Origin of the sequence: Larsenimonas rhizosphaerae, from assembly GCF_023700005.1 — a bacterium.
GTDB lineage: Bacteria > Pseudomonadota > Gammaproteobacteria > Pseudomonadales > Halomonadaceae > Larsenimonas > Larsenimonas rhizosphaerae.
Map to the genome: position 1 here is coordinate 1 of NZ_JAMLJK010000009.1, position 1,177 is coordinate 1,177.

Consider the following 1,177-nt stretch of genomic DNA (forward strand, 5'->3'; position numbering starts at 1 on the left):
GGTCTGCACGCCGGTAATCTCGGCGGCATCATCCGTGCCGTTGATCGTGACGGTGACGGTCTCGCGATCGCCGCCGGCGGTGATGACGGTAAAGGTCTCGGTCAGTGTGTTGCCGTCGCCCAGGGCCTGGACATCGCCGTTGGTGTTGTCGAGCTGATAGGACCAGTTGCCAGAGGCGTCGATGGCGAAGCTGCCGTAGCTGCCCGCGGTAGCGGTCTGCGGCTGAAAGCCGGCCTGGCCACTGTCGGTATCAGTGGCAGTCAGGGTGCCGCCTGTGGTGAGTGCGGTATCCTCAGTGACGCCGCCGGTGGTGGCACCGGTAATGACCGCTGCATCATCCGTGCCGTTGACGGTGATCGTCACCGTCTCGGTGTCCCCGCCGGCGGTGGTGACGGTGAAGGTCTCGTTCAGCTGCTCGCCGTTGCCGAGGGCCTGAACCGCAGCACTGTCGTTATCGAGGCTGTAACTCCAGTTGCCGCTGTCATCAATGGCAAAGGTGCCGTAGGCGCCGGTGGTGTTCGGTTGCGCCACGAAGCCGGCCTGGCCACTGTCGGTATCGGTGGCAGTCAGGGTGCCGGAGGTGGTGAGCGCCGTATCTTCCGTCACGCTGCCGGTCTGCACGCCGGTAATCTCGGCGGCATCATCCGTGCCGTTGATCGTGACGGTGACGGTCTCGTTGTCCCCGCCGGCGGTGGTGACGGTGAAGGTCTCGGTCAGCTGATCATTCTCGCCCAGCGCCTGAACGTCGCCGTTGGCGTTGTCGAGCTGATAGGACCAGTTGCCAGAGGCGTCGATGGCAAAGCTGCCGTACGATCCAGCCGTGCCCGGCTGGGCGACGAACGCGGACTCCCCCGCATCGGTGTCCGTCGCAGTCAGCACACCACTGGTGGTGAGCACGGTATCTTCGGTCACGCTGCCGGTCTGCACGCCGGTAATCTCGGCGGCATCATCCGTGCCGTTGATCGTGACGGTGACGGTCTCGCGATCCCCGCCCGCGGTGATGACGGTGAAGGTCTCGGTCAGTGTGTTGCCGTCGCCCAGCGCCTGGACGTCACCGTTGGTGTTGTCGAGCTGATAGGACCAGTTGCCAGAGGCGTCGATGGCGAAGCTGCCGTAGCTGCCCGCGGTAGCGGTCTGCGGCTGGAAGCCGGCCTGGCCACTGTCGGTATCGGTGGCG

General features: G+C 65.3%; 1 protein-coding gene. It reads right to left on the reverse strand.

Translation table 11 applies throughout. The annotated features are described in order from the left end of the window. Nucleotides 1-1,177 (reverse strand): VCBS domain-containing protein (locus NAT21_RS15445; protein ID WP_250939857.1); only part of this gene is annotated, 1,177 nt, incomplete at both ends.